Raw genomic sequence first — 18,184 nt, 5'->3', positions numbered from 1 at the left:
CGGGGACACTAATGAATACGCGAAGCGGACGTGACGCCGATCCGACATTTACCGCTATTTCGCAACATTCGGCCGATTCGGGCGATCCAGCCGATTCGGGCGATTATTCGGCTCAGCGCGCCACCCAGACCGCTATCGCCAGCGCCACCCGGTCGTCGAACCGGAGCGGGTTGCGGCCCGTGAGCGCCTCGATCCGGGCGAGCCGGTGGCGGAGCGTGTTCGGATGCAGGTAGAGGGCGCGGGACGTGGCTCCGACCGCGCCCCCCATGTCGAGGAACATGCGGAGCGTCTCGGTGAGACGGGTTCCGTGCGCGGCGTCGTACTCGCTCAGCGGGCGGGCGATCTGGTCGACGAACGGGGCCAGCTGGTCCGGGGTGAGGCGGCCGAGGAGCGCCTGGAAGGTGGCCAGATCGGAGGCGTGGACGATGCCCCCGGTGCGGCGCGCGGCGTCCAGCGCGGCCATGCTCTCGGTCAGCGACACCGGCAGGAACTCCAGGGGGCCGGGGCTGCCGACGCCCGCCGGTTCCGACCACGCGTGCTCGTCGTTGGTGACCAGGATGGCCGTGTCGCCGTCCACGCCGAGGAGACCTGGAAGATCCCCCTCCATCGCGTCCATCGCAATCGCGAGAAGCGACTCGTGATCGAGCCCGGCCTCGTCGATCCGGGGGCGGAGCACCTCCGCGGACGCGAGCCCCTCCCGGACCATGCGCAGCAGCCGCCCGATCTCCTCCCGCTCGTGCCGCTCGTCGTGGGTGGACGCGAGCCGTTCGGCGAACCACTCGGTGAAGCTCAGGAACGGAACCTCGGGCGGGACCTCCACGAGCGGCAGGGCGAGGCGGTCGCAGGCCCGGCACAGGGCCTCCGGAGCGGCGGCCGTCACGTCGCCGACGCCGTAGCCGATCGCGCTGGCGCGGCTGGCCTTGGCGGACCCGGCGAACGTGACGCACGCCTCGTCGTCCCGCAGTGACGCGCCGACCGTCAGGACGATCTCGTTGCCGCGCAGGTAGGGGCCGGGATCGAGCAGCTCGGTGGAGTGGGCCCAGCGGATCGGCCGGTCCAGGCCGTCCTCTCCGGCGACCAGGCGCAGCCGGAAGCGCGGCACCTCAAGGAGCTGCCGGACGGTGAGGCGCAGCACCGCGGGATCGCTGGTCACAGCCTCAGCCTCTCACCTCGATCCTGCGGTGGCCCGTGATCATGACCGTGTTTTGGAGAAGGGCACGACAGCCCGGGCATCGCACGGTGCATTTGGCCAAGAAATCACCATGGCCCTTGTCACCAGGGGTTATGGCGGGTTTGCCTGATGTCTTCCCCACCTGTTCGCCCGGCTGTTCGGAGGTCACATGCGGGAGCGAGTCGCACTCGTCACCGGAGCGGCGAGCGGCATCGGCGCCGCGATGGTGCGCGAGCTGGCCGGGCGCGGCTGGACGACGGCCGGCCTGGACCTGGGCCCGGCCGACGACGCCCATCACTCGGTCGGCGTGGACGTGTCGGACCCGGCGCAGGTGACCGCCGCGGTCCGGCGGATCGAGCGCGAGCTGGGGCCGATCGAGACGGCGCTGTGCGCGGCCGGGCACTACGCGATCGTGCCGGTGCTCGACATCGCCTGGTCCGAGTGGCAGCGGATGCTCCGCGTGCACCTGGGCGGATTGGTCAACGTCTGCAGGGCCGTGACGCCGGGAATGACGGAACGCGGCCGGGGCAGCGTCGTCGCGGTCGCGTCGGAGCTGGCCATCGGCGGCGGGGACGCCGAGGCCCACTACTCGGCGGCCAAGGGCGCGGTGATCGGGTTCGTCCGGTCGCTGGCGGCCGAGCTGGCGCCGTCCGGCGTGCGGGTGAACGCGGTGGCGCCCGGCCCGACCGACACGCCGCTGCTGCCGTCCGACTCGCCCTGGCGCAGGCCCGCCTACCTGCAGACCCTCCCGGCGGGGCGGCTGACGACCGCCGAGGAGGTCGCGCTCGCCGCCGCCTACCTGGTCGAGGACGCGACGTTCTGCGCCGGCGAGATCCTGTCCCCCAACGCCGGGGCGGTGATCTAGATGACGGTCGCGCTCATCACCGGCGCCGGCGGCGGCCTCGGCACGGCCGTCGCGCGGCGGCTCGCGGCCGGCGGGCACCTCGTCGCCCTCAACGACCATCCCGACCGGGACGTGGCCGGTCTCGCCGCCGAGCTGGGCGGCGTGACGGCGCCGGCGGACGTGTCCGACCCCGAGGCCGTCGAGGCGATGGTCTCCGGCGTCGAGCGGCAGGCGGGCGAGCAGATCGCGGTCCTCGTCGCCGGGGCCGCCCGCCCGGCGATGGCGCCGTTCGGGGAGCACGACCTGGACGACTGGTGGCGGATCATCGACGTCAACCTCGGCGGGACGTTCGCGTGCGTGCGGTCCGTCCTGCCCGGGATGGTCGAGCGCGGCGGCGGCCGGATGGTGCTGATCTCGTCCGAGTGGGGGCTGATCGGGTTGCCGGGCGCGACCGCCTACTCCGCGTCCAAGGCCGGGATGATCGCGCTCACCAAGTCGCTGGGCCGCGAGCTGGGCCCGCTCGGCATCACGGTGAACGCCATCGCGCCGAGCGCGATCGACACCGCCCACCTGGAGGTGGACGCGAAGGCCGCCGGGGTGAGCGTCGACGAGATCCGCGCCCGGTACGCCGACCGGGTGCCGCTGGGCCGCATCGCCGCGCCCGAGGAGGTCGCCGAATCGGTCGCGTTCCTCGCCGACCCCCGGCTGCCGACGCTTCTCGGGCAGGTCCTGCACGTCAACGGCGGTACCACGATGGCCCGCGCGTGAACCGGCGCTCATTCACGGGTGCCGATGGCGCCGGCGATGTGAGACTTCACCCATCGAGCACACCGCCGACCAGTGCGCCTGGCTCTTCTACACCTCCGACTGGCATATCCAGATCCACCCCTCGATGGACGTGGGCATAGCCGCGCTCCGACCGGACCGTCGGACCGTCGCGATCCTCGCCGCCACCGACGCGGACTGAAAGGTTCGACGGACCGGCGATTTCGCCGATGTTCGCGGGGCGGGCGCCTGCCGACAATGGCGGCGTCCTGGAGCCGGCCCCCCGGCTCCACCCCCGTTCTGGAGCCGTTCCCCCCGGCTCCATCGCGAACAGGAGCGAATCGACGTGCTATCCACCCCCAGGCTCGCGGCGAAAATGGTGTTCGCCGCGGCGCTGACCGCGGGAGCCATCGCCGTCCCGCAGACCGCGCAGGCGGAGGACAATCCGTACGAGCGCGGTCCCGACCCGACGGAGTCGAGCGTCGAGTCCCCGCGCGGCCCGTTCTCGGTGTCGGATGACAGCGTCTCGTCGTGGTCGGTCACCGGCTTCGGCGGCGGGACGATCTACTACCCGACGACGACCTCCGAGGGCACGTTCGGCGCGGTCGCGATCGCGCCCGGGTTCACCGCGGACCAGTCCAGCATGTCGTGGTACGGGCCGCGGCTCGCCTCGCAGGGCTTCGTCGTCTTCACGATCGACACCAACACGCGCTTCGACCAGCCCGACAGCCGCGGCCGGCAGTTGCTGGCCGCGCTCGACTACCTCACCGAGCGCAGCAGCGTCCGGAACCGGATCGACTCCTCCCGCCTCGCGGTGATGGGGCACTCGATGGGCGGCGGCGGAACGCTGGAGGCGTCCCTCGACCGCCCGTCGCTCCAGGCGGCGATCCCGCTGACACCGTGGGACCTGAACAAGAACTTCCGCAACGACCAGGTCCCGACCCTGATCATCGGGGCCGAGAACGACTCGGTCGCGTCGGTGACCACGCACTCCGAGCCGTTCTACGAGAGCATCCCCGCGTCGTCGGAGAAGGCGTACCTGGAGCTGAACAACGCCAGCCACTTCGCGCCGAACACCTCGAACACGACGATCGCGAAGTTCAGCATCTCCTGGCTCAAGCGGTACGTGGACAACGACACCCGCTACGACCAGTTCCTCTGCCCCCCGCCGAGCCGCAGCAGCGACATCTCCGAGTACCGCGACACCTGCCCGAACTCCTAGCCGCCACCGCCGCCTAACGGCCGGGCCGCCCGTTGCCTCCCCGCACGGGCGGCCCTTCGCCGTCCTCGGGGCCGATGCCGTGCAGGCGCAGGGCGCTCAGCGCGAGAACGAGCTCGACCAGGTCGCGCGGGCGGGCCAGCGTCCGGCCGGTGAGCTGCTCGATCTTGCGGAGCCGGTTGAGGACGGTGTTGCGGTGGCAGAACAGCCGGTCCGCGGCGCGGGCGGCGGAGCCGTCGCAGGCCAGCCAGGTCCCGAGCGTCGTCAGCAGGACGTCGCGGAACGCGGGGTCGACGTCCGTGAGGCCGCCGAGCGCGACGTGCCCGAGCCGCCCGGCCAGGCGCGGCTGGGACAGCACGAGGGCGTCGGGGAGGCGGCGGTCCAGGCGGGCGATCTGGTTGCCGGGGCCGCGGCAGGTGCGCAGGGCCAGTTCGGCGAACCAGCGGGCGCCGCCCAGTTCGGCGAGGGAGCCGACGACGGGGCTGACGCCGGCGTGCGAGCGCGCGTAGGGGCGGACGGCGTCGACGAGGTCGTCGAGTTCGGCGGCGCCGAGCGCGACGAGCGCCACCTGGGCGTCGGTGCGCAGCCGCCAGATGAACCGCATCCCGGCCGTGTCGCCGGGGCGCCGTTCCGCGCCGTCCCCGAACCCGCTCTCCGCGCCGAGCATGACGACGGCGTAGCGGCCGGTCGCGGGCAGCCCGAGGACGGACGTGGCGGTGGACAGCAGCCCGCCGTCGGCGCCCTGGCCGTCGAGCAGCGCGTCCACGATCGCCTGGACGCGTTCCTCGCTGCGGCGGGCCAGCGCGAGTTCGGTGCGGTGGTAGGACGCGGCGGCGGCGCCGGACTGCTGGTCGATCGTGTCCCAGGTGCGGGTCGCCTGCCGGATCAGGGTCGGGACGTTCTCCGGGTCGTGCCGGTCGACGACCTCGACGACGGCCTCCCAGAACACCTTCCCGGCGAGCCGGTAGGACCGCAGCAGCTGGTCGAGCGGCTGTCCCTGGTGGGCGCGGCGCTGCCCGAGCCGCTGCGCCCATTCGAGGTCGGCGCGGCCGCGGCCGGGTTCGAGGATCGTCTCGAAGCCGTGCCCGAGCCCGGTGTGGCACATCTCCCACACATCGCGGGAGAACGACTCGTCGCGGTCGACGCCGTCGCCGGACAGGATCTCGGCGGTGAGCCGGTCGGCGAGGTCGGGCAGGCGGTCGGTGAGGCGCAGCACCGCCTTGCGCATGATCTCCCGGTCGGCCCGGTGGTCGGTGCCGCGGTCGGCGCCGCGGTCGGCGCCGCGGTCGGCGTTCATTCCGCCGGTCGTCCCGACCCGTCCTCCCATCATCGTGGGCCACCTCCAGCACAACGCGGGGGCCTCATCGTGCCATTTCGGGCACCTACCGGCCATCGTCCGGCGGCCAGACTGTGCCGGGGCACAATCGGGGCCCGCTCTGATTGCACCCCGTCCCCGAAACAGAACGGCGCTCTGGACCCGTCCGGGGGGTGCGTGCTGACCTATGGGCCCGCCCCCTTTTGAGGCCCCGTCCAATAGGTTTCATTGTAGAGGCTCGTTCTAGAGGTTTGTTCTAGTCGAGACCCCGGTCCGGTCGAGGTCCGCGCCTGGCCGAGCCCGCCCCCCGGCGAAGCTCCCAAGAGAGGCTCACACCAGGCGAGGCCTCGCACCGGCCAAGGTTCGTTCCCGCAGAGGAGGACCGGCATGGCACAGGCACACCCACCCCAACGGATCCACGGACGTGACCGCGAACTCGCCGCCATCGGCGAGACCCTCGACCGTGCCCGCGACGGGCACGGCGGCTCCCTGGCGATCGTCGCGGACGCGGGCATGGGGAAGACGACGCTGCTGGAGGCGGCGGCACGCCGGGCCGCGCCCGGCTTCCGGACGCTCGGCACCACCGGCGTCGCGCGCGAGACGACCGTCCCGTACGCGGGGCTGCACCGGCTGCTCCGGCCGCTGTCCGGCCTGATCGCGGAACTGCCGCCCGCGCACCGGGACGCGCTCGGCGCGGTCACCGGCGGCGACGCGCGGCACGGCACGCCGTTCGTCCTGTACGCCGCGGTGTGCGAGCTGCTGAGCCGGGCGGCCCGGGACCGGCCCGTGCTGTGCCTGGCCGACGACGCCCAGTGGCTCGACCGGGTGTCGCTGGAGGCGCTGGCCTTCGCGGCACGCCGCGTCCAGGACGAGCCGGTCGTGGTCCTGTTCGCCGCACGCGGCGACCGGCGGGACCCCGACGGCCTCGCCGGCATCCGGCGGCTGCGTCTCACGCCCCTCGACGAGGACGCCGGCCGCCAGGTGTTCCACGATGCGCTCGGGGACGCGATGGGCTGCGCGGTCCCGCACGGCTCGACCTGCGGTGACCTCGCCGAGGAGATCGTCGACCTCGCCTGCGGCACACCCCTGGCGATCCGCGAACTCGCCGCCGCGCTGACCCCCGGGCAGCTCTCCGGCACCGCGCCGCCGCCCCGCTCGCTCCCCGCGGGCAGCGTGCTGCGGGACCTGCACCGCCGCCGCTACCTCCGGCTTCCCAACGGCGCCCGGCGGCTCGTCCTCATGGCGGTGGCGGACGAATGGCTCAACGCCGCCACCGTCACACGGGCCACCCGCACGGACGGCGTGCTCGGCGGAGACCTCGGCCCGCGCGACCTCGACGCGGCCCGCGCGTCCGGGCTGCTGCGGTTCGAGGACGATGCGGTGACGGTGCGGAACCGGCTCGTCCGGTCCTCGCTGTGGGCCGACGCGTCCCGCGAGGAACGCCTCGACGCCCACGCGCTGCTCGCCGAGGTCCTCGTGCACGAATGGCAGCGGCCGTGGCGGCTGTGGCATCGCGCGGCCATGACCGGCGAGCCCGACGACCGCCTGGCGGGCGAGCTGGCGGCCGCGGCGCGGGCGTCGCAGCAGGCCGGCCGGTACGCCGACTCGTGGCGGGTCTGGCAGCGCGCCGCCGCCCTCACCGCCGACCACGCCGCCCGGACGGACCGGCTGCTGTCCGCCGCCGGCGACGCGTGGAGGAGCGGCCGGTCCCGGCGCGCCCGCTCACTGCTGCGGCAGGTCCGCCCGTTCACGTGCGCCGAGACCCGCGCCGCCCACGCCGGGCTGCTGCGCGGCGAGATCGAGGTGGCGACGGGATCCCCGGCGACGGCGGTCCCCATGCTCCGCGACGCGGCGGAACGGCTCGTCGGCGGCGACGCGGACGCCGCGGACGCCGCACTGACCGCGCTGATGTGGGCCGCCGAGGCCGCCGACGCGGCCGGCGACCACCGCGCCTACCTGGAGATCGCCGACCGTGCCGCGACGCTGCCCCGCGTCCCCCTCGGCGGCCATGCCGGGGCCGGGGTGCGCGGCGAGTTGATCCGCGCCCATCTCGCGGGCGTCGCCGCCACGATCCGCGGCCACTACGCGGAGGCGGTGGAACGGCACGGACGCGCCGTCCTGCTCGGCGCGGAGGTCACCGACCCGGCCGCGCAGGCGTGGGCGGCGCTCTCGGCGTTCACGCTCGGGGACGGGCCGTCCACCCGGACCCTCGCCGCCGGGGCCGTGGCATCCGCCCGGCGGGCCGGCAACGTGCCCATCGAGTCGTACGCGCTGGTGATCGCCGGACGCTGCGAGGCGCTCCTCGGGCACCCGCCGTCCCCCATCGCCGCCTGCCACGACGGGCTGCGCCTCGCCCGCGCGACCCGGCTGCACGCCCACGCGGCCGAACAACTCGCCACCCTCGCGCTCACCGCCGCGTTCAACGGCGCCGAGGACACCGCGCACGGGCACCTGGAACGGCTCACCGGCGCCGCCGACCGCCGCGGCCTCACCCGTGCCGCCGCGTTCGGCTCCTGGGCGCCCGCCTGCCTGGACCTCGCCGCGGACCGTCCCGCCGACGCGGCGGCCCGTCTCCGCCTGCCCGGCGGCGCCGGGCTCGCCCACCCGCCCGCACGGATGATGGCCGTCCCCCACCTGGTCGAGGCGCTCGTCCGCGACGGCCGGCGGGGGCATGCCGCCCGCGCGTTCGAGCACTACCGCCGCTGGACGGACGGCCTGAACGGGACGGCACGCGCCCCGGGCCGCACGGCGCTCGCGCGGCGCTGCCAGGCGCTCCTCGCCGACTGCGACACCGAAGCCGAGGAGCACTTCACCGAGGCGCTCCGCCTCCACGAGGCCGCCGACGCCGTGTTCGACCTGGCCCGGACAGAGCTGCTGTTCGGCCACCGGCTCCGGCGCGACCGCCGCCCCCGCGCCGCCCGCGAGCACCTGCGCGCCGCGCTGCGGATCTTCGAGCGCTACGACGCCGCCCCGTGGACCGGGCGGGCCCGCGCGGAGCTGCGCGCCGCCGGCGAGACCATCGCGCCGCCGCCCGTCCTCGAACCGGCCCCGGCGGCCGGCGCACGCGAGATCGGGGCGGACGGCGGCCCGGGCACCGCGACCGCGACGCGCACCGGCACCGGCACCGGCACGGCGAACGGCTTCGGGAAGCTGACCGCCCAGCAGGCCCACATCGCCCGGCTGGCCGCCGAAGGCGCCACCAACCGCGAGATCGCGGCTCGTCTGCTGCTCAGCCCGCGGACCATCGACCACCACCTCCGCAACGTCTTCACCCGCCTGGGGATCCGCTCGCGCGTCGAACTGGCCCGGCTGATCCGCTGACCGCCGGACCGGCCGACGCCACGGGTGGCCGGTCAGCGGACGGTCTCGTACTCCTCGGTCTCCTCCGCAGCGTCCCGCTTGCCCTTCTTGTTCTTCTTCCGGGCACGCTCCTCTTCGTCCATCGCTTCCTCGTGCGTCCGGACGACCTCGCTGTCGTGGATCTCGCCCCGCCAGCCCTCGACCTCGTCCTGGCGAGTGAGCGACTGCGTCATCACGTACCGGCGGAAATGCTTGAGCTCCAGCCGGACGCGGCGTCCCTGGGCACGCCAGAGGTTGCCGGTCCGCTCGAAGAAGCCCTGCGGGTGGTACTCCAGGACGAGCAGGACGCGGGTCAGGTTCGGGGACAGCTCGTGGAAGCTGACCGTCCCGTCCACGTGGCCCTTGGACCCCTTGGACCGCCACACGAGGTGCTCGTCCGGGACCTGCTCGACGATCGTGGACTCCCACGTCCGGCTCGACCAGAAGATCTTCGCCTTCCAGTTCAGCTTGTTCTCGTCGGCCTGGTCGACGCTGATGACCTTCTTCATGAAGGACGGGTAGTCCTGGAACTGCGTCCACTGGTCGTAGACGAGACGGCGCGGGGCACCGATGTCGGTGTGCTCGACGATGTTGGTGACCTTCACCTTCTTGCCGCCACCGCCCTTGCCGCCGCCCTTGCCTTCGTCCTCGCCCTCCTCGTCGTCCTTGCCGCCGCCCGGGATGGCGCCGCCGACGGTGTCCTTGAGACGTCCGAACACGCCATGGCCGTTCTTCTCACCGGCCTGCTCGTCGGACTCGTTCTTCGCCTCGCTCTTCTCCGAGGCGTTCTTCTGCCCGGACTTCTGCCCGGACTTCTGCCCGGGCTCTTCCGGGTTGGACGAGCCTTCCGCGCCCCGGCGGCCGCTGAGCGCCCGGCCCGCCGCGACGGCCGCGCCCGCACCGAGCAGGACGCCGCCGGCCGTGCCGATGGCCCGCCCGCCCGGCAGGCTCTTCACGATCCCGCCGCCGCCGGGGAGATTCTTGGTGATGTTGCTCAGGCCGGGCATCCGCTTGCGGCGCCCGCCCGGCAGTCGTTTGGCGATGTTCCCGACGGGCAGCCCGCCCAGCCGGCTTCCACGTTTCATCATGTGTTCCTCACTTGGGGGTTGTGACGGTCTCGCCGTCGCGGATCTCGCCGCGCCAGCCCTCGACCTCATCCGGACGGGTGAGCGACTGCGTCATCACGTGACGGCGAAAGTGCTTGAGTTCGAGGCGGGCACGGCGCCCCTGGGCGCGCCAGAGGTTGCCGGTCCGCTCGAAGAGGCCGACCGGGTGGTACTCCATGACGAGCAGGACGCGGGTCAGGTTCGGGGACAGCTCGTGGAAGCTGACCGTCCCGTCCACGTGGCCCTTGGACCCCTTGGACCGCCACACGATGTGCTCGTCCGGGACCTGCTCGACGATGGTCGACTCCCACGTCCGGCTGGACCAGAAGACCTTCGCCTTCCAGTTCAGCTTCTCGTCGGACTCCTGGTCGACACTCTCCACCTTCTTCATGAAGGACGGGTACTCCTGGAAGAGCGTCCACTGGTCGTAGACGAGACGGCGCGGGGCGCCCACGTCGGTCTGTTCGACGATGTTGGTCGGCCTCCCCCTTCGTCCACGCCCGAAGATGCGGGCGAGGGTCTCCTTCAGAGCCGTCCAGCCGAAGCTCAGCAACGCCCGCAACGGGGACTTGCCCTCGTGCAGCGCCCTGACCCCGGCCAGAGCGGCCTTGACGAGCGGACCACCCTGCTCGGCCTTGGCCGTGAGGTCCCGGACGGCGCTCTCCAGCCGCCGCTCAAGCCGCTGGACGATCCCGCCCACGACCCGGCGGCCCAGGCGCCGTACCGACAGCGCGGCCAGGGCTCCGCCCGCACCGACGGCCAGACCCGTCCGGAAGTTCATGTCGTATCCACCTCATCGTCCACTCACGTACGGCGCCGCATTACCCGGTCAAGCAGGGGCAAAACAGGCCGCAGGCCAGCGGGAGGCCGGTCGAGCCGCCGGGAGCCACCGCGACGACACCGCCGGCCGGGCGGGATAACGTCTTTCAGGCAGGTGAAGCCGGCCCATCGGCAAGGAGGGCAGGATGCCATTCCCGTTCTTCAAGCAGACAATGCGAATTCTTTCGGCATCGAGTGACACCAATGGCGTGCTCGGCGCCGTCGAAGTGGCGGGTCCGAGAGGGTCCGTGCCCCCTCTCCATGTGCATCGTCGCGAGGACGAAGCGTTCTATGTCCTTGAAGGTGACTACAGCGTCTTCGTCGGGGACGACGTGATCCCGGCGTCTCCGGGCACCTGGGTCTGGGGACCGCGAAACGTGCCGCACGGCTATCAGATCCATTCGGAGCACGGCCGCCATATGAGCCTCGTCATGCCGGGAGGCTTCGAGGCGTTCTTCGAGGAGGTCGCGGCGATCGCGACGCCGGACGCCGATCCCCAGAATGAGATCAGCAGACTTACCGAAATCGCCGCCCGGTACGGCGTCGAACTCCTCGGCCCCGCTCCGGCACCGGACTAGCAGGTCCGCGCGGTGGCCGGCGTGCGCGGCGCGGGTGGCCGGTCGCCCCTTCGTACGTGTTGGCTTACCGCATGGAGCACCCCTAGAGTCCGGTGGCCGGACTACCGGAAGGGGTGGCATGTCCGAGTCTCCGGGCGCGGCCGGCCAGAGTGACAAAGGGCTGCGCAGGACACGTGAGCGAACTCCATTGCAGCATGCGCTGATATGGGTGTGCCTCGCCGCGGTCTCGTACGGGCTCACGCTCACCGTGATCAGCGACACGTTCTTCTGGTTCGCGATCCCGGGATTGCTGGGTCTCCTCACCGCCGTGATGCTGGCCTTGCATGTGGTGTTGAACAGGTCGCCAGAGAACGATTCCAAGGATCTGGTGAAGCGCTATGCCGCGGTCCTGCTGGTCGCCGTCGTTATGGTGGCCGGGCCGATGGCGGTGGACGTCCGCTACCTCTATCCGTTCGTGGGGATAGGGATGATGACCTTCATCGTGGCGACGAAGACTCTGTTCGACCGGAGGCGCGCGGCCTGAACCGCGCCGGTGGGCGGCGGATTCAGCGGGTCCGGCTGAGTTGCATCGCTTCCCCGAGCCGGGCGAGTTTGTGCGGGTTGCTGACCGCGTAGATGCGGGTGATCCGTCCCCCTTCGATGACCAGGCTGACCGCGGTGTGGAGTTCACCTTCGAGATCGATCCGGAGTGCGGGGGCGCCGTTGAGCCACATGGCCCCGATGCGGGCGCCGGGGGCGAGCCTGGGGACGCCGGCGAGCAGCCTGGACACGCGCTTCGCGCCCCGCACCGGTCGCCGGACCGTTCGCACCAGCCCGCCGCCGTCGGCGACCAGCACCACGTCGGGGGCGAGGACGTCGAAGAGGCCTTGGAGATCACCGGTCTGGATCGCCGAGCGGAACCGCTCGACGGCGGCCTGCTGCTCGGCCCGGCTCACCTCCATGCGGGGGCGGCGGTCCGCCACGTGCTGCCGGGCCCGGCGAGCGATCTGCCGGACGGCGGCCGGGGTCTTCTCCAGCGCGGCGGCGATCTCGTCGTAGGGGGCCTGGAAGACCTCCCGCAGAACGAACACCGCCCGCTCCGCCGGGCCGAGCGTCTCCAGCACCATGAGCATCGCGATCGAGACGCTCTCGGCGAGTTCGACGTCCTCGGCCACATCGGGACTGGTCAGCAGCGGCTCGGGCAGCCACTCCCCGACGTAGTCCTCCCGCCGCCGCGCCAGCGTGCGGAGCCGGTCGAGTGCCTGCCGAGTCACGATCCGCACCATGTAGGCCCGCGGATCGCGGACCTCGGCCTGGTCGACGGCCGCCCAGCGCAGCCACGTCTCCTGGACGACGTCCTCGGCGTCCGCCGCGGACCCGAGCATCTCGTAGGCGACCGTGAACAGCAGGCTGCGGTGGGTGACGAAAGGGTCGTCGCTCATGCCGGAGAGGTCACGTCCCTCCTGTCGTCGGCGGCCTCGACATGGAGACGCCGCACGCCGCCGTTCTGTGACAGCCGAGCGTATTCGGTCGCGGGACTTCGGCAAAGGTCCGGCTCGAGCGGCCGGGTCGGGGCGCTAGGAGTTCGTCCACACGGCGGCCGGCCCCCGCGCCGAACTGGAGGTCCTCGGCGACCGTCCGGCCGCACGCACCGGGGACGCCGACCCCCTGAAGCGGCTGACCCACAGGAACTGCAGGTCGTGCGGCTCGCGGCGGCCGGGCTCAGCAACCGCGAGATCGGCGCGCAACTCTACCTGAGCCCCCGCACCGTCGGGCATCACCTCTACAACGCGTATCCGAAGATCGGTGTCACCCGCCGTATGGAACTGGCGCGCCTGCTATCGATCACATGACTTAACCGCACCGCGGCGCCGGTGCCGCGTGCCCCTTCCAGAGCCAACCCGGATACGCGCATTCCCGCTCTGACCAGTGACGTTCGACACCCGTTCCCCGACTGATGCGGGCTGTCGGGTGGGGGCATCTGGGTCGGGATGGAGAACGAGCAGGACGGCCGGGACCGGGCCGGTAGGCCGCGCGGCTCACATGCGGGCGTCGAAGCGCCTGCGAAGCGGCTCGTAATCGTGTTCGGGAAAAATCTCCGGAAGGATGGTGAGGTAGAGCTCCAAAGCGTCGACGACGCGAGGATGCTCACGCAGAATATTGACGTCGGCGAAAAGGTACTGCCACTCGTGGGCGCCTGCGGTGAGCAGTACCGAGTCGAGGTAGCCGGTGTAGTCGATGTCCAACGGATCGAGCCGGTGTTCACCCGCATCGTAATACCAGACCTTCGTGTCCGCGCCGAGAGACAGCGGGCGGCGTTCGGGTACGGAGATCAAGACGACCGATCCCGACCCGGCGTGCGGCTCGAAGTCGATGGTGTAGAGGTCTGCCAGTTTGGCGTACTCCTCGGGAGGCATCGTCCAGTCGTCGGGACGCCACCCGTTCACCGCCCATTCGGTGATGTTCTGAAGGCAGAACTCGCCGCCGCGCGTGCTGTCGGCTGTCAGCCGCCACACGACGTGCAGTTTCTTGGACGGGAAGTACAGGCGGCGGAAGACCCGGTCCAGGTGAAGGTCATACTTCTCGGCCAACGTTGCGAACACGAGGTCGGCCCCGATGCCGTCCAGCACGTCCTCGCCGGACTCCTGGTGTTGGACAGAGACGAGCGGGCTTGCCACCAACTGCTCAACGACGCGGACATAGCGTTCCTGGTGCGCCGCCCCCAGGCGCAAGGGGCCCGACGCTAGCGGCCCACGCGTTGGCAGGACTTCGACTGTTCACTTGGAGCCATCCTGTCGCGTGGCGTGCGTCGGTTGGTTGGCGCGCAGCTCGGCAACCTTCTGTCCAGCAACGCCTAGGACGGCGAAGCTCTTTTGCAGGCGCGTGCGGGCGGCTGCGGCTCAGGGTGTGATGATGAGTTTGCCGCGGGTGTGGGTGGTGCGGCTGGCGTCGAAGGCGTCACCCACCTGGTCCAGGGAGAACGTGTCGGCCACGTCCACCTTGAGGGTGCCGCGGTCGGCCAGGGCGGCCAGTTCGGCGAGCTTGGTTCCGTTCGGGCGGACCCAGATCCAGTGGCCGCCGTGCTTCTCCACCTCGTTGTCGGCGACGGAGACGTGGCGTCCATCCGGCTGCAGGACTGCAAGCGTCGTGTCGAGCTGGCCGCCGGCGAAGTCAGCCACCGCGGAGACGCCGCTGGGCGCCAACTCCCCGACGCGGTCGGCCAGCCCCTCGCCGTAGGTCACCGGCTCGGCGCCGAGTTCCCGCAGGTAGTCGTGGTTCTTCTCGGAGGCCGTGCCAATGACGCGGGCACCCCGCTCCCGTGCGAGCTGGACGGCGAGGCTCCCGGTGCCGCCGGACGCCGCATGGATGAGCAGCACGTCGTCAGGGCGGACCTCCAGGCGGTCCAGGGCTCGCTGCGCGGTCATCCCCGCGAGGGGCAGGCCGCCCGCCTGGTTCCAGTCGAGCGCGGCGGGCTTGCGCGCCACGTCGTCCGCCGAGACGGCGACGTACTCCGCGAACGTCCCCGCGCCGACGACGTCCTTGCGGGCGTAGGACATGACCTCGTCGCCCGGCGCGAACTCCGGCGTGTCGGGGCCGAGGCCGCGCACCACGCCGGCGACGTCCCAACCCGGGATGACGGGGAACACCGCCTCCATCATTCCGTCCAGGCCACCGGCCATCACCTTCCAGTCCACCGGGTTGACCCCGGCCGCGCGCACCTCGATCAGCACCTGGCCGGGGCCGACCTTGGGATCGGGCACGCCACCGACCGCCAGGCGCGAGTTGTCAGGGGAGAACGAGTCGTAAGTGACGGCACGCATGCCACCAGCCTGCCTCCGCGCCCACCTTCTAAACTCGCCGGGTATGTACGCGTAAGGAATTTCCTACACTTGACATGTAGGAGAAATCCTACATATCGTCGTGAGCATGAACATCACACATGTGCGGATGCTGACCGTGCCGGTCTCCGACCAGGACGCCGCCAAGACCTTCTACGCGGACACACTCGGGTTCGAGGTCATCTCGGACCAGTCCACGGGGCCGGTCCGCTGGCTTCAGCTCGCCCCCAAGGGCGCGGAGACGAACGTCGTCCTGGCGAACCACATGCCCGGCATGGCGCCGGGCGGGGTCCACGGGCTGATGCTGGAGACGTCCGACCTCGACGCCGACTGCGAACGGCTGCGGCGCGCCGGGGTGGACGTCGACGGGCCGCAGGATCTGCCGTGGGGACGCCAGGCCGCGTTCACCGACCCCGACGGCAACGGCATCGTCCTGGCCGAGGCCGAGGGCTGAGGGCCGAGGTGGCGAGGACCGGAGAGGCGAAGGCCGACATGGACGTCTTCGCGGCGCTGGCGAGCCCCGTCCGCCGGGAGCTCACCGCACTGCTGCTGGACGGGCCGCAGCCCGTGAACGACCTGGCATCCCATTTCGCGATGAGCCGCCCGAGCGTCTCCGAGCACCTGAAGGTGTTGCGGGACGCCGGGCTGGTCAGCGAGCGGCGCAGCGGCCGGCAGCGCATCTACCGGCTGGAGGCGGGCCCGCTGCGCGACCTGTCGGAGTGGCTCGGCCCCTACGAGCGGTTCTGGCGGGAGAGGCTGTCCGACCTGCGCGAACTGCTGGACGAGGAGGACGACCTGTGACGCCGGTCATGGAGAACCCGGGGAGCGGCATGAGCGACGAACGCGCGGCGATCGAGGTGGACGAGTTCCTGCCGCATCCGCCCGCCAAGGTGTGGCGGGCGCTCACCGAGCCGGACCTGCTGGCCCGCTGGCTCATGCCGAACGACTTCGAACCCGTGGCCGGGCACCGCTTCACGTTCGCGACGAGACCGATCGCCGGCATCGGCTTCGACGGGACGATCGCGTGCCGGGTCCTCGACATCGACGAGGAGCGGCTGCTGCGCATCAGCTGGGGCGGCGGCGGGCTCGACACGACCGTGACCTGGCGGCTCGTCCCCGAGGGGCGCGGTACCCGGTTGTTCATCGAGCACGCCGGGTTCGATCTGGACGACCCCGTGCACGCCTTCGCGTTCCGCGGCATGGGCAGCGGCTGGCGCACCCACGTCATGCGCTCCCTCCTGACCGCGCTCGACGGACTCCGGCCGCGACCGGTCAGCCGACGGGCTCCAGGGGCGGCGGGCCGGACTGGTCGCTGAACTGGGTGCGGTACAGGTCGGCGTAGCGGCCGCCGGCGGCCAGCAGTTCCTCGTGGGTTCCGCGTTCGGCGATGCGGCCCTCCTCCACGACGAGGATCAGGTCGGCGGCCCGGATGGTGCTGAGGCGGTGGGCGATGACGACGGCGGTGCGGCCGTCGAGGGCCTCCGCCAGGGCCTCCTGGACGGCGGCCTCGGAGGTCGAGTCGAGGTGGGCGGTGGCCTCGTCCAGGATGACGACGCGCTGCCGGGCCAGGAGGAGGCGGGCGATGGTGAGGCGCTGGCGTTCGCCGCCGGACAGCCGGTAGCCCCGTTCGCCGACGATGGTGTCGAGCCCGTCCGGGAGGCCCTGGATGAGGGTTTCGAGGCGGGCGCGGCGCAGGACGTCCCACAGGTCGTCCTCGGTGGCCTCGGGACGGGCGAGGAGGAGGTTCTCGCGGATGGACTCGTGGAACAGGTGCCCGTCCTGCGTGACCATGCCGAGCGTGTCGCGGATGCCCTGGAAGGACAGGTCGCGGACGTCGACGCCGCCGAGGCGGACCGTGCCGGAGTCGACGTCGTAGAGGCGCGGCAGGAGCTGCGCGATCGTCGACTTCCCGGCGCCGGACGAGCCGACCAGCGCGACCGTCTGGCCGGGTTCGGCGCGGAACGACACGTCGTGCAGGACCTCGACGCCGCCGCGGGTGTCGAGGGTGGCGACCTCTTCGAGGGAGGCCAGGGACACCTTGTCGGCGGACGGGTAGGCGAAGTGGACGCCGTCGAACTCGACGGCGACGGGGCCGTCCGGGACGGTGCCGGGCTCGGCCTTCTCGGCGACGAGCGGCTTCAGGTCGAGGACCTCGAAGACGCGCTCGAAGCTGACCAGGGCGCTCATCACCTCGACCCGCGCGCTGGCGAGGGCGGTCAGCGGCGCGTAGAGGCGGGTGAGCAGGAGGGCCAGGGCGACGACCGCGCCGGCGTCGAGGCTGCCGCGCAGGGAGAAGTAGCCGCCGAGGCCGTAGACGAGCGCGAGGGCCAGCGCGGACACCATGGTGAGGGCCGTGATGAAGACGTGCTGCACCATCGCGGTGCGGACGCCGATGTCGCGGACGCGGCGGGCGCGGGCGGCGAACTCGGCGGACTCGCGGGCGGGGCGGCCGAACAGCTTCACCAGCGTCGCGCCGGGTGCGGAGAAACGCTCGGTCATCTGCGTGCTCATCGCGGCGTCGTGTGCGGCGGCCTCGCGTTCGAGGCGCGCCAGGCGGGTGCCCATGCGGCGTGCCGGGAGGACGAAGACGGGGAGCAGGACCAGCGCGAGCAGCGTGATCTCCCACGAGATGCGGACCATCACGGCGAAGGTCAGCAGAACCGTCACCAGGTTGCTGACCACGCCGGAAAGGGTGTCGCTGAAGGCGCGCTGCGCCCCGATCACGTCGTTGTTGAGGCGGCTGACCAGGGCGCCGGTGCGGGTCCGGGTGAAGAACGCCACCGGCATGCGCTGGACGTGGTCGAAGACGGCGGTGCGCAGGTCGAGGATCAGCCCTTCGCCGATGCGGGCCGACAGCCACCGGTTCGCGAGGCCGAGGCCGCCCTCGGCGAGCGCGAGGAACGCGATCAGGATCGCGAGATTGACGACGGTGGACGTCGGGGAGTGCTCGACGATCGCGTCGACGACCTGGCCGGCCAGCACGGGGGTCGCGACGGCGAGGACCGCCATCACCACGCTGAGCAGGAGGAACAGCGCCAGCCGCCGGCGGTGCGGGCGCGCGAACCGGCCGATGCGGCGCAGCGTCGCCTTCGAGAAGGGCCTGCTGTCGCGCGCGTTCATCGCGTGGTGCAGCGACATCCACGCGGTGACTTCCATGTCCATGACGAATCCCGTTGATCGTTAGCCTGGAGGAGCAAGCATGCGACCTCA

Annotated in this window: 19 protein-coding genes; 11 read left to right on the top strand and 8 right to left on the bottom strand. The window is 72.0% G+C overall.

Annotated elements, in window-relative coordinates; genetic code table 11:
* Positions 1-112: 112 nt before the first annotated feature.
* On the bottom strand, positions 113-1,153 hold the full coding sequence (locus ACGFIS_RS03250) for a PucR family transcriptional regulator (protein WP_392912544.1): 1,041 nt from the start codon (positions 1,151-1,153) through the stop codon (positions 113-115).
* A gap of 187 nt (positions 1,154-1,340) precedes the next feature.
* Here ACGFIS_RS03250 and ACGFIS_RS03245 point away from each other — a divergent pair, with 187 nt between their 5' ends.
* The 4 genes from ACGFIS_RS03245 to ACGFIS_RS03230 all read left to right on the top strand — a co-directional run bounded on the left by ACGFIS_RS03245 (position 1,341) and on the right by ACGFIS_RS03230 (position 4,002).
* Positions 1,341-2,036, top strand: coding sequence for an SDR family NAD(P)-dependent oxidoreductase (locus ACGFIS_RS03245; RefSeq protein ID WP_392969258.1), 696 nt, complete (start codon positions 1,341-1,343; stop codon positions 2,034-2,036).
* Positions 2,037-2,783, top strand: a complete 747-nt coding sequence (locus ACGFIS_RS03240) for an SDR family NAD(P)-dependent oxidoreductase (protein ID WP_392912538.1) — start codon at positions 2,037-2,039, stop codon at positions 2,781-2,783. It begins immediately after the preceding gene.
* Positions 2,784-2,793: 10 nt separating this feature from the next.
* Positions 2,794-2,982, top strand: coding sequence for a DUF6183 family protein (locus ACGFIS_RS03235; RefSeq protein WP_392912651.1), 189 nt, complete (start codon positions 2,794-2,796; stop codon positions 2,980-2,982).
* Positions 2,983-3,156: 174 nt separating this feature from the next.
* Positions 3,157-4,002, top strand: coding sequence for an alpha/beta hydrolase family protein (locus tag ACGFIS_RS03230; protein ID WP_392912649.1), 846 nt, complete (start codon positions 3,157-3,159; stop codon positions 4,000-4,002).
* Positions 4,003-4,015: 13 nt separating this feature from the next.
* On the opposite strand, the gene ACGFIS_RS03225 is transcribed toward ACGFIS_RS03230, so the two are convergent.
* Complete coding sequence (locus ACGFIS_RS03225) at positions 4,016-5,329, bottom strand: PucR family transcriptional regulator (RefSeq protein WP_392969255.1); 1,314 nt, start codon at positions 5,327-5,329, stop codon at positions 4,016-4,018.
* 372 nt (positions 5,330-5,701) lie between these two features.
* Between ACGFIS_RS03225 and ACGFIS_RS03220 the strand changes: the two genes are divergently transcribed.
* Positions 5,702-8,635 carry an AAA family ATPase gene (locus tag ACGFIS_RS03220; RefSeq protein ID WP_392912533.1) on the top strand — a complete coding sequence of 978 codons (2,934 nt, stop codon included), beginning with the start codon at positions 5,702-5,704 and terminating at the stop codon, positions 8,633-8,635.
* Positions 8,636-8,667: 32 nt separating this feature from the next.
* Here ACGFIS_RS03220 and ACGFIS_RS03215 read toward each other — a convergent pair whose 3' ends face one another.
* Both ACGFIS_RS03215 and ACGFIS_RS03210 read right to left on the bottom strand, forming a co-directional pair.
* On the bottom strand, positions 8,668-9,741 hold the full coding sequence (locus tag ACGFIS_RS03215; RefSeq protein WP_392912531.1) for an SRPBCC family protein: 1,074 nt from the start codon (positions 9,739-9,741) through the stop codon (positions 8,668-8,670).
* A gap of 7 nt (positions 9,742-9,748) precedes the next feature.
* Positions 9,749-10,540 carry an SRPBCC family protein gene (locus ACGFIS_RS03210; RefSeq protein ID WP_392912529.1) on the bottom strand — a complete coding sequence of 264 codons (792 nt, stop codon included), beginning with the start codon at positions 10,538-10,540 and terminating at the stop codon, positions 9,749-9,751.
* A 184-nt stretch (positions 10,541-10,724) separates the two neighbouring features.
* Between ACGFIS_RS03210 and ACGFIS_RS03205 the strand changes: the two genes are divergently transcribed.
* Both ACGFIS_RS03205 and ACGFIS_RS03200 read left to right on the top strand, forming a co-directional pair.
* A complete protein-coding gene (locus tag ACGFIS_RS03205; RefSeq protein WP_392912526.1) occupies positions 10,725-11,156 on the top strand; it encodes a cupin domain-containing protein in 432 nt (143 codons plus the stop codon).
* 118 nt (positions 11,157-11,274) lie between these two features.
* Positions 11,275-11,679 carry a hypothetical protein gene (locus tag ACGFIS_RS03200; RefSeq protein WP_392912523.1) on the top strand — a complete coding sequence of 135 codons (405 nt, stop codon included), beginning with the start codon at positions 11,275-11,277 and terminating at the stop codon, positions 11,677-11,679.
* Positions 11,680-11,701: 22 nt separating this feature from the next.
* Here ACGFIS_RS03200 and ACGFIS_RS03195 read toward each other — a convergent pair whose 3' ends face one another.
* Positions 11,702-12,577, bottom strand: coding sequence for an RNA polymerase sigma-70 factor (locus tag ACGFIS_RS03195; RefSeq protein ID WP_392912521.1), 876 nt, complete (start codon positions 12,575-12,577; stop codon positions 11,702-11,704).
* A gap of 258 nt (positions 12,578-12,835) precedes the next feature.
* Between ACGFIS_RS03195 and ACGFIS_RS03190 the strand changes: the two genes are divergently transcribed.
* Complete coding sequence (locus ACGFIS_RS03190; protein WP_392912519.1) at positions 12,836-12,988, top strand: helix-turn-helix transcriptional regulator; 153 nt, start codon at positions 12,836-12,838, stop codon at positions 12,986-12,988.
* A 186-nt stretch (positions 12,989-13,174) separates the two neighbouring features.
* On the opposite strand, the gene ACGFIS_RS03185 is transcribed toward ACGFIS_RS03190, so the two are convergent.
* Together ACGFIS_RS03185 and ACGFIS_RS03180 are read right to left on the bottom strand one after the other, a co-directional pair.
* Positions 13,175-13,867 (bottom strand): hypothetical protein, encoded by a 693-nt coding sequence (locus ACGFIS_RS03185; RefSeq protein ID WP_392969252.1) that lies wholly within the window; start codon positions 13,865-13,867, stop codon positions 13,175-13,177.
* 168 nt (positions 13,868-14,035) lie between these two features.
* A complete protein-coding gene (locus ACGFIS_RS03180) occupies positions 14,036-14,956 on the bottom strand; it encodes an NADP-dependent oxidoreductase (protein WP_392912513.1) in 921 nt (306 codons plus the stop codon).
* A 106-nt stretch (positions 14,957-15,062) separates the two neighbouring features.
* On the opposite strand from ACGFIS_RS03180, the gene ACGFIS_RS03175 reads away from it, so the two are divergent.
* The 3 genes from ACGFIS_RS03175 to ACGFIS_RS03165 are packed head-to-tail and all read left to right on the top strand — an operon-like array spanning position 15,063 to position 16,290.
* Positions 15,063-15,428: a VOC family protein gene (locus ACGFIS_RS03175; protein WP_392969249.1), complete on the top strand. Its 366-nt coding sequence runs from the start codon at positions 15,063-15,065 to the stop codon at positions 15,426-15,428.
* Between the two features lie 8 nt (positions 15,429-15,436).
* Positions 15,437-15,775: an ArsR/SmtB family transcription factor gene (locus ACGFIS_RS03170; RefSeq protein ID WP_392912509.1), complete on the top strand. Its 339-nt coding sequence runs from the start codon at positions 15,437-15,439 to the stop codon at positions 15,773-15,775.
* Positions 15,776-15,804: 29 nt separating this feature from the next.
* Positions 15,805-16,290 (top strand): SRPBCC domain-containing protein, encoded by a 486-nt coding sequence (locus ACGFIS_RS03165; RefSeq protein WP_392969246.1) that lies wholly within the window; start codon positions 15,805-15,807, stop codon positions 16,288-16,290.
* Here the strand turns inward: ACGFIS_RS03165 and ACGFIS_RS03160 are convergent.
* Entirely contained in the window at positions 16,247-18,136 is a 1,890-nt protein-coding gene (locus ACGFIS_RS03160) for an ABC transporter ATP-binding protein (protein ID WP_392912505.1), read from the bottom strand. The genes ACGFIS_RS03165 and ACGFIS_RS03160 overlap by 44 nt on opposite strands.
* Positions 18,137-18,184 lie beyond the last annotated feature (48 nt).

It is taken from the genome of Spirillospora sp. NPDC048824 (assembly GCF_043198455.1).
GTDB lineage: Bacteria > Actinomycetota > Actinomycetes > Streptosporangiales > Streptosporangiaceae > Spirillospora.
The sequence above is the reverse complement of the archived record's forward strand: the minus strand, read 5'-3'. Positions and strand labels throughout refer to the sequence as shown.

Excerpts from the sequence above, each read along its gene's own strand:
- ACGFIS_RS03195 (WP_392912521.1), bottom strand. The coding sequence starts at position 12,577 with ATGAGCGACGACCCTTTCGTCACCCACCGCAGCCTGCTGTTCACGGTC.
- ACGFIS_RS03210 (WP_392912529.1), bottom strand. The coding sequence starts at position 10,540 with ATGAACTTCCGGACGGGTCTGGCCGTCGGTGCGGGCGGAGCCCTGGCC.
- ACGFIS_RS03215 (WP_392912531.1), bottom strand. The coding sequence starts at position 9,741 with ATGATGAAACGTGGAAGCCGGCTGGGCGGGCTGCCCGTCGGGAACATC.
- ACGFIS_RS03180 (WP_392912513.1), bottom strand. The coding sequence starts at position 14,956 with ATGCGTGCCGTCACTTACGACTCGTTCTCCCCTGACAACTCGCGCCTG.
- ACGFIS_RS03175 (WP_392969249.1), top strand. The coding sequence starts at position 15,063 with ATGAACATCACACATGTGCGGATGCTGACCGTGCCGGTCTCCGACCAG.
- ACGFIS_RS03205 (WP_392912526.1), top strand. The coding sequence starts at position 10,725 with ATGCCATTCCCGTTCTTCAAGCAGACAATGCGAATTCTTTCGGCATCG.
- ACGFIS_RS03245 (WP_392969258.1), top strand. The coding sequence starts at position 1,341 with ATGCGGGAGCGAGTCGCACTCGTCACCGGAGCGGCGAGCGGCATCGGC.
- ACGFIS_RS03225 (WP_392969255.1), bottom strand. The coding sequence starts at position 5,329 with ATGATGGGAGGACGGGTCGGGACGACCGGCGGAATGAACGCCGACCGC.
- ACGFIS_RS03165 (WP_392969246.1), top strand. The coding sequence starts at position 15,805 with ATGAGCGACGAACGCGCGGCGATCGAGGTGGACGAGTTCCTGCCGCAT.
- ACGFIS_RS03200 (WP_392912523.1), top strand. The coding sequence starts at position 11,275 with ATGTCCGAGTCTCCGGGCGCGGCCGGCCAGAGTGACAAAGGGCTGCGC.
- ACGFIS_RS03240 (WP_392912538.1), top strand. The coding sequence starts at position 2,037 with ATGACGGTCGCGCTCATCACCGGCGCCGGCGGCGGCCTCGGCACGGCC.
- ACGFIS_RS03230 (WP_392912649.1), top strand. The coding sequence starts at position 3,157 with ATGGTGTTCGCCGCGGCGCTGACCGCGGGAGCCATCGCCGTCCCGCAG.
- ACGFIS_RS03160 (WP_392912505.1), bottom strand. The coding sequence starts at position 18,136 with ATGGACATGGAAGTCACCGCGTGGATGTCGCTGCACCACGCGATGAAC.
- ACGFIS_RS03220 (WP_392912533.1), top strand. The coding sequence starts at position 5,702 with ATGGCACAGGCACACCCACCCCAACGGATCCACGGACGTGACCGCGAA.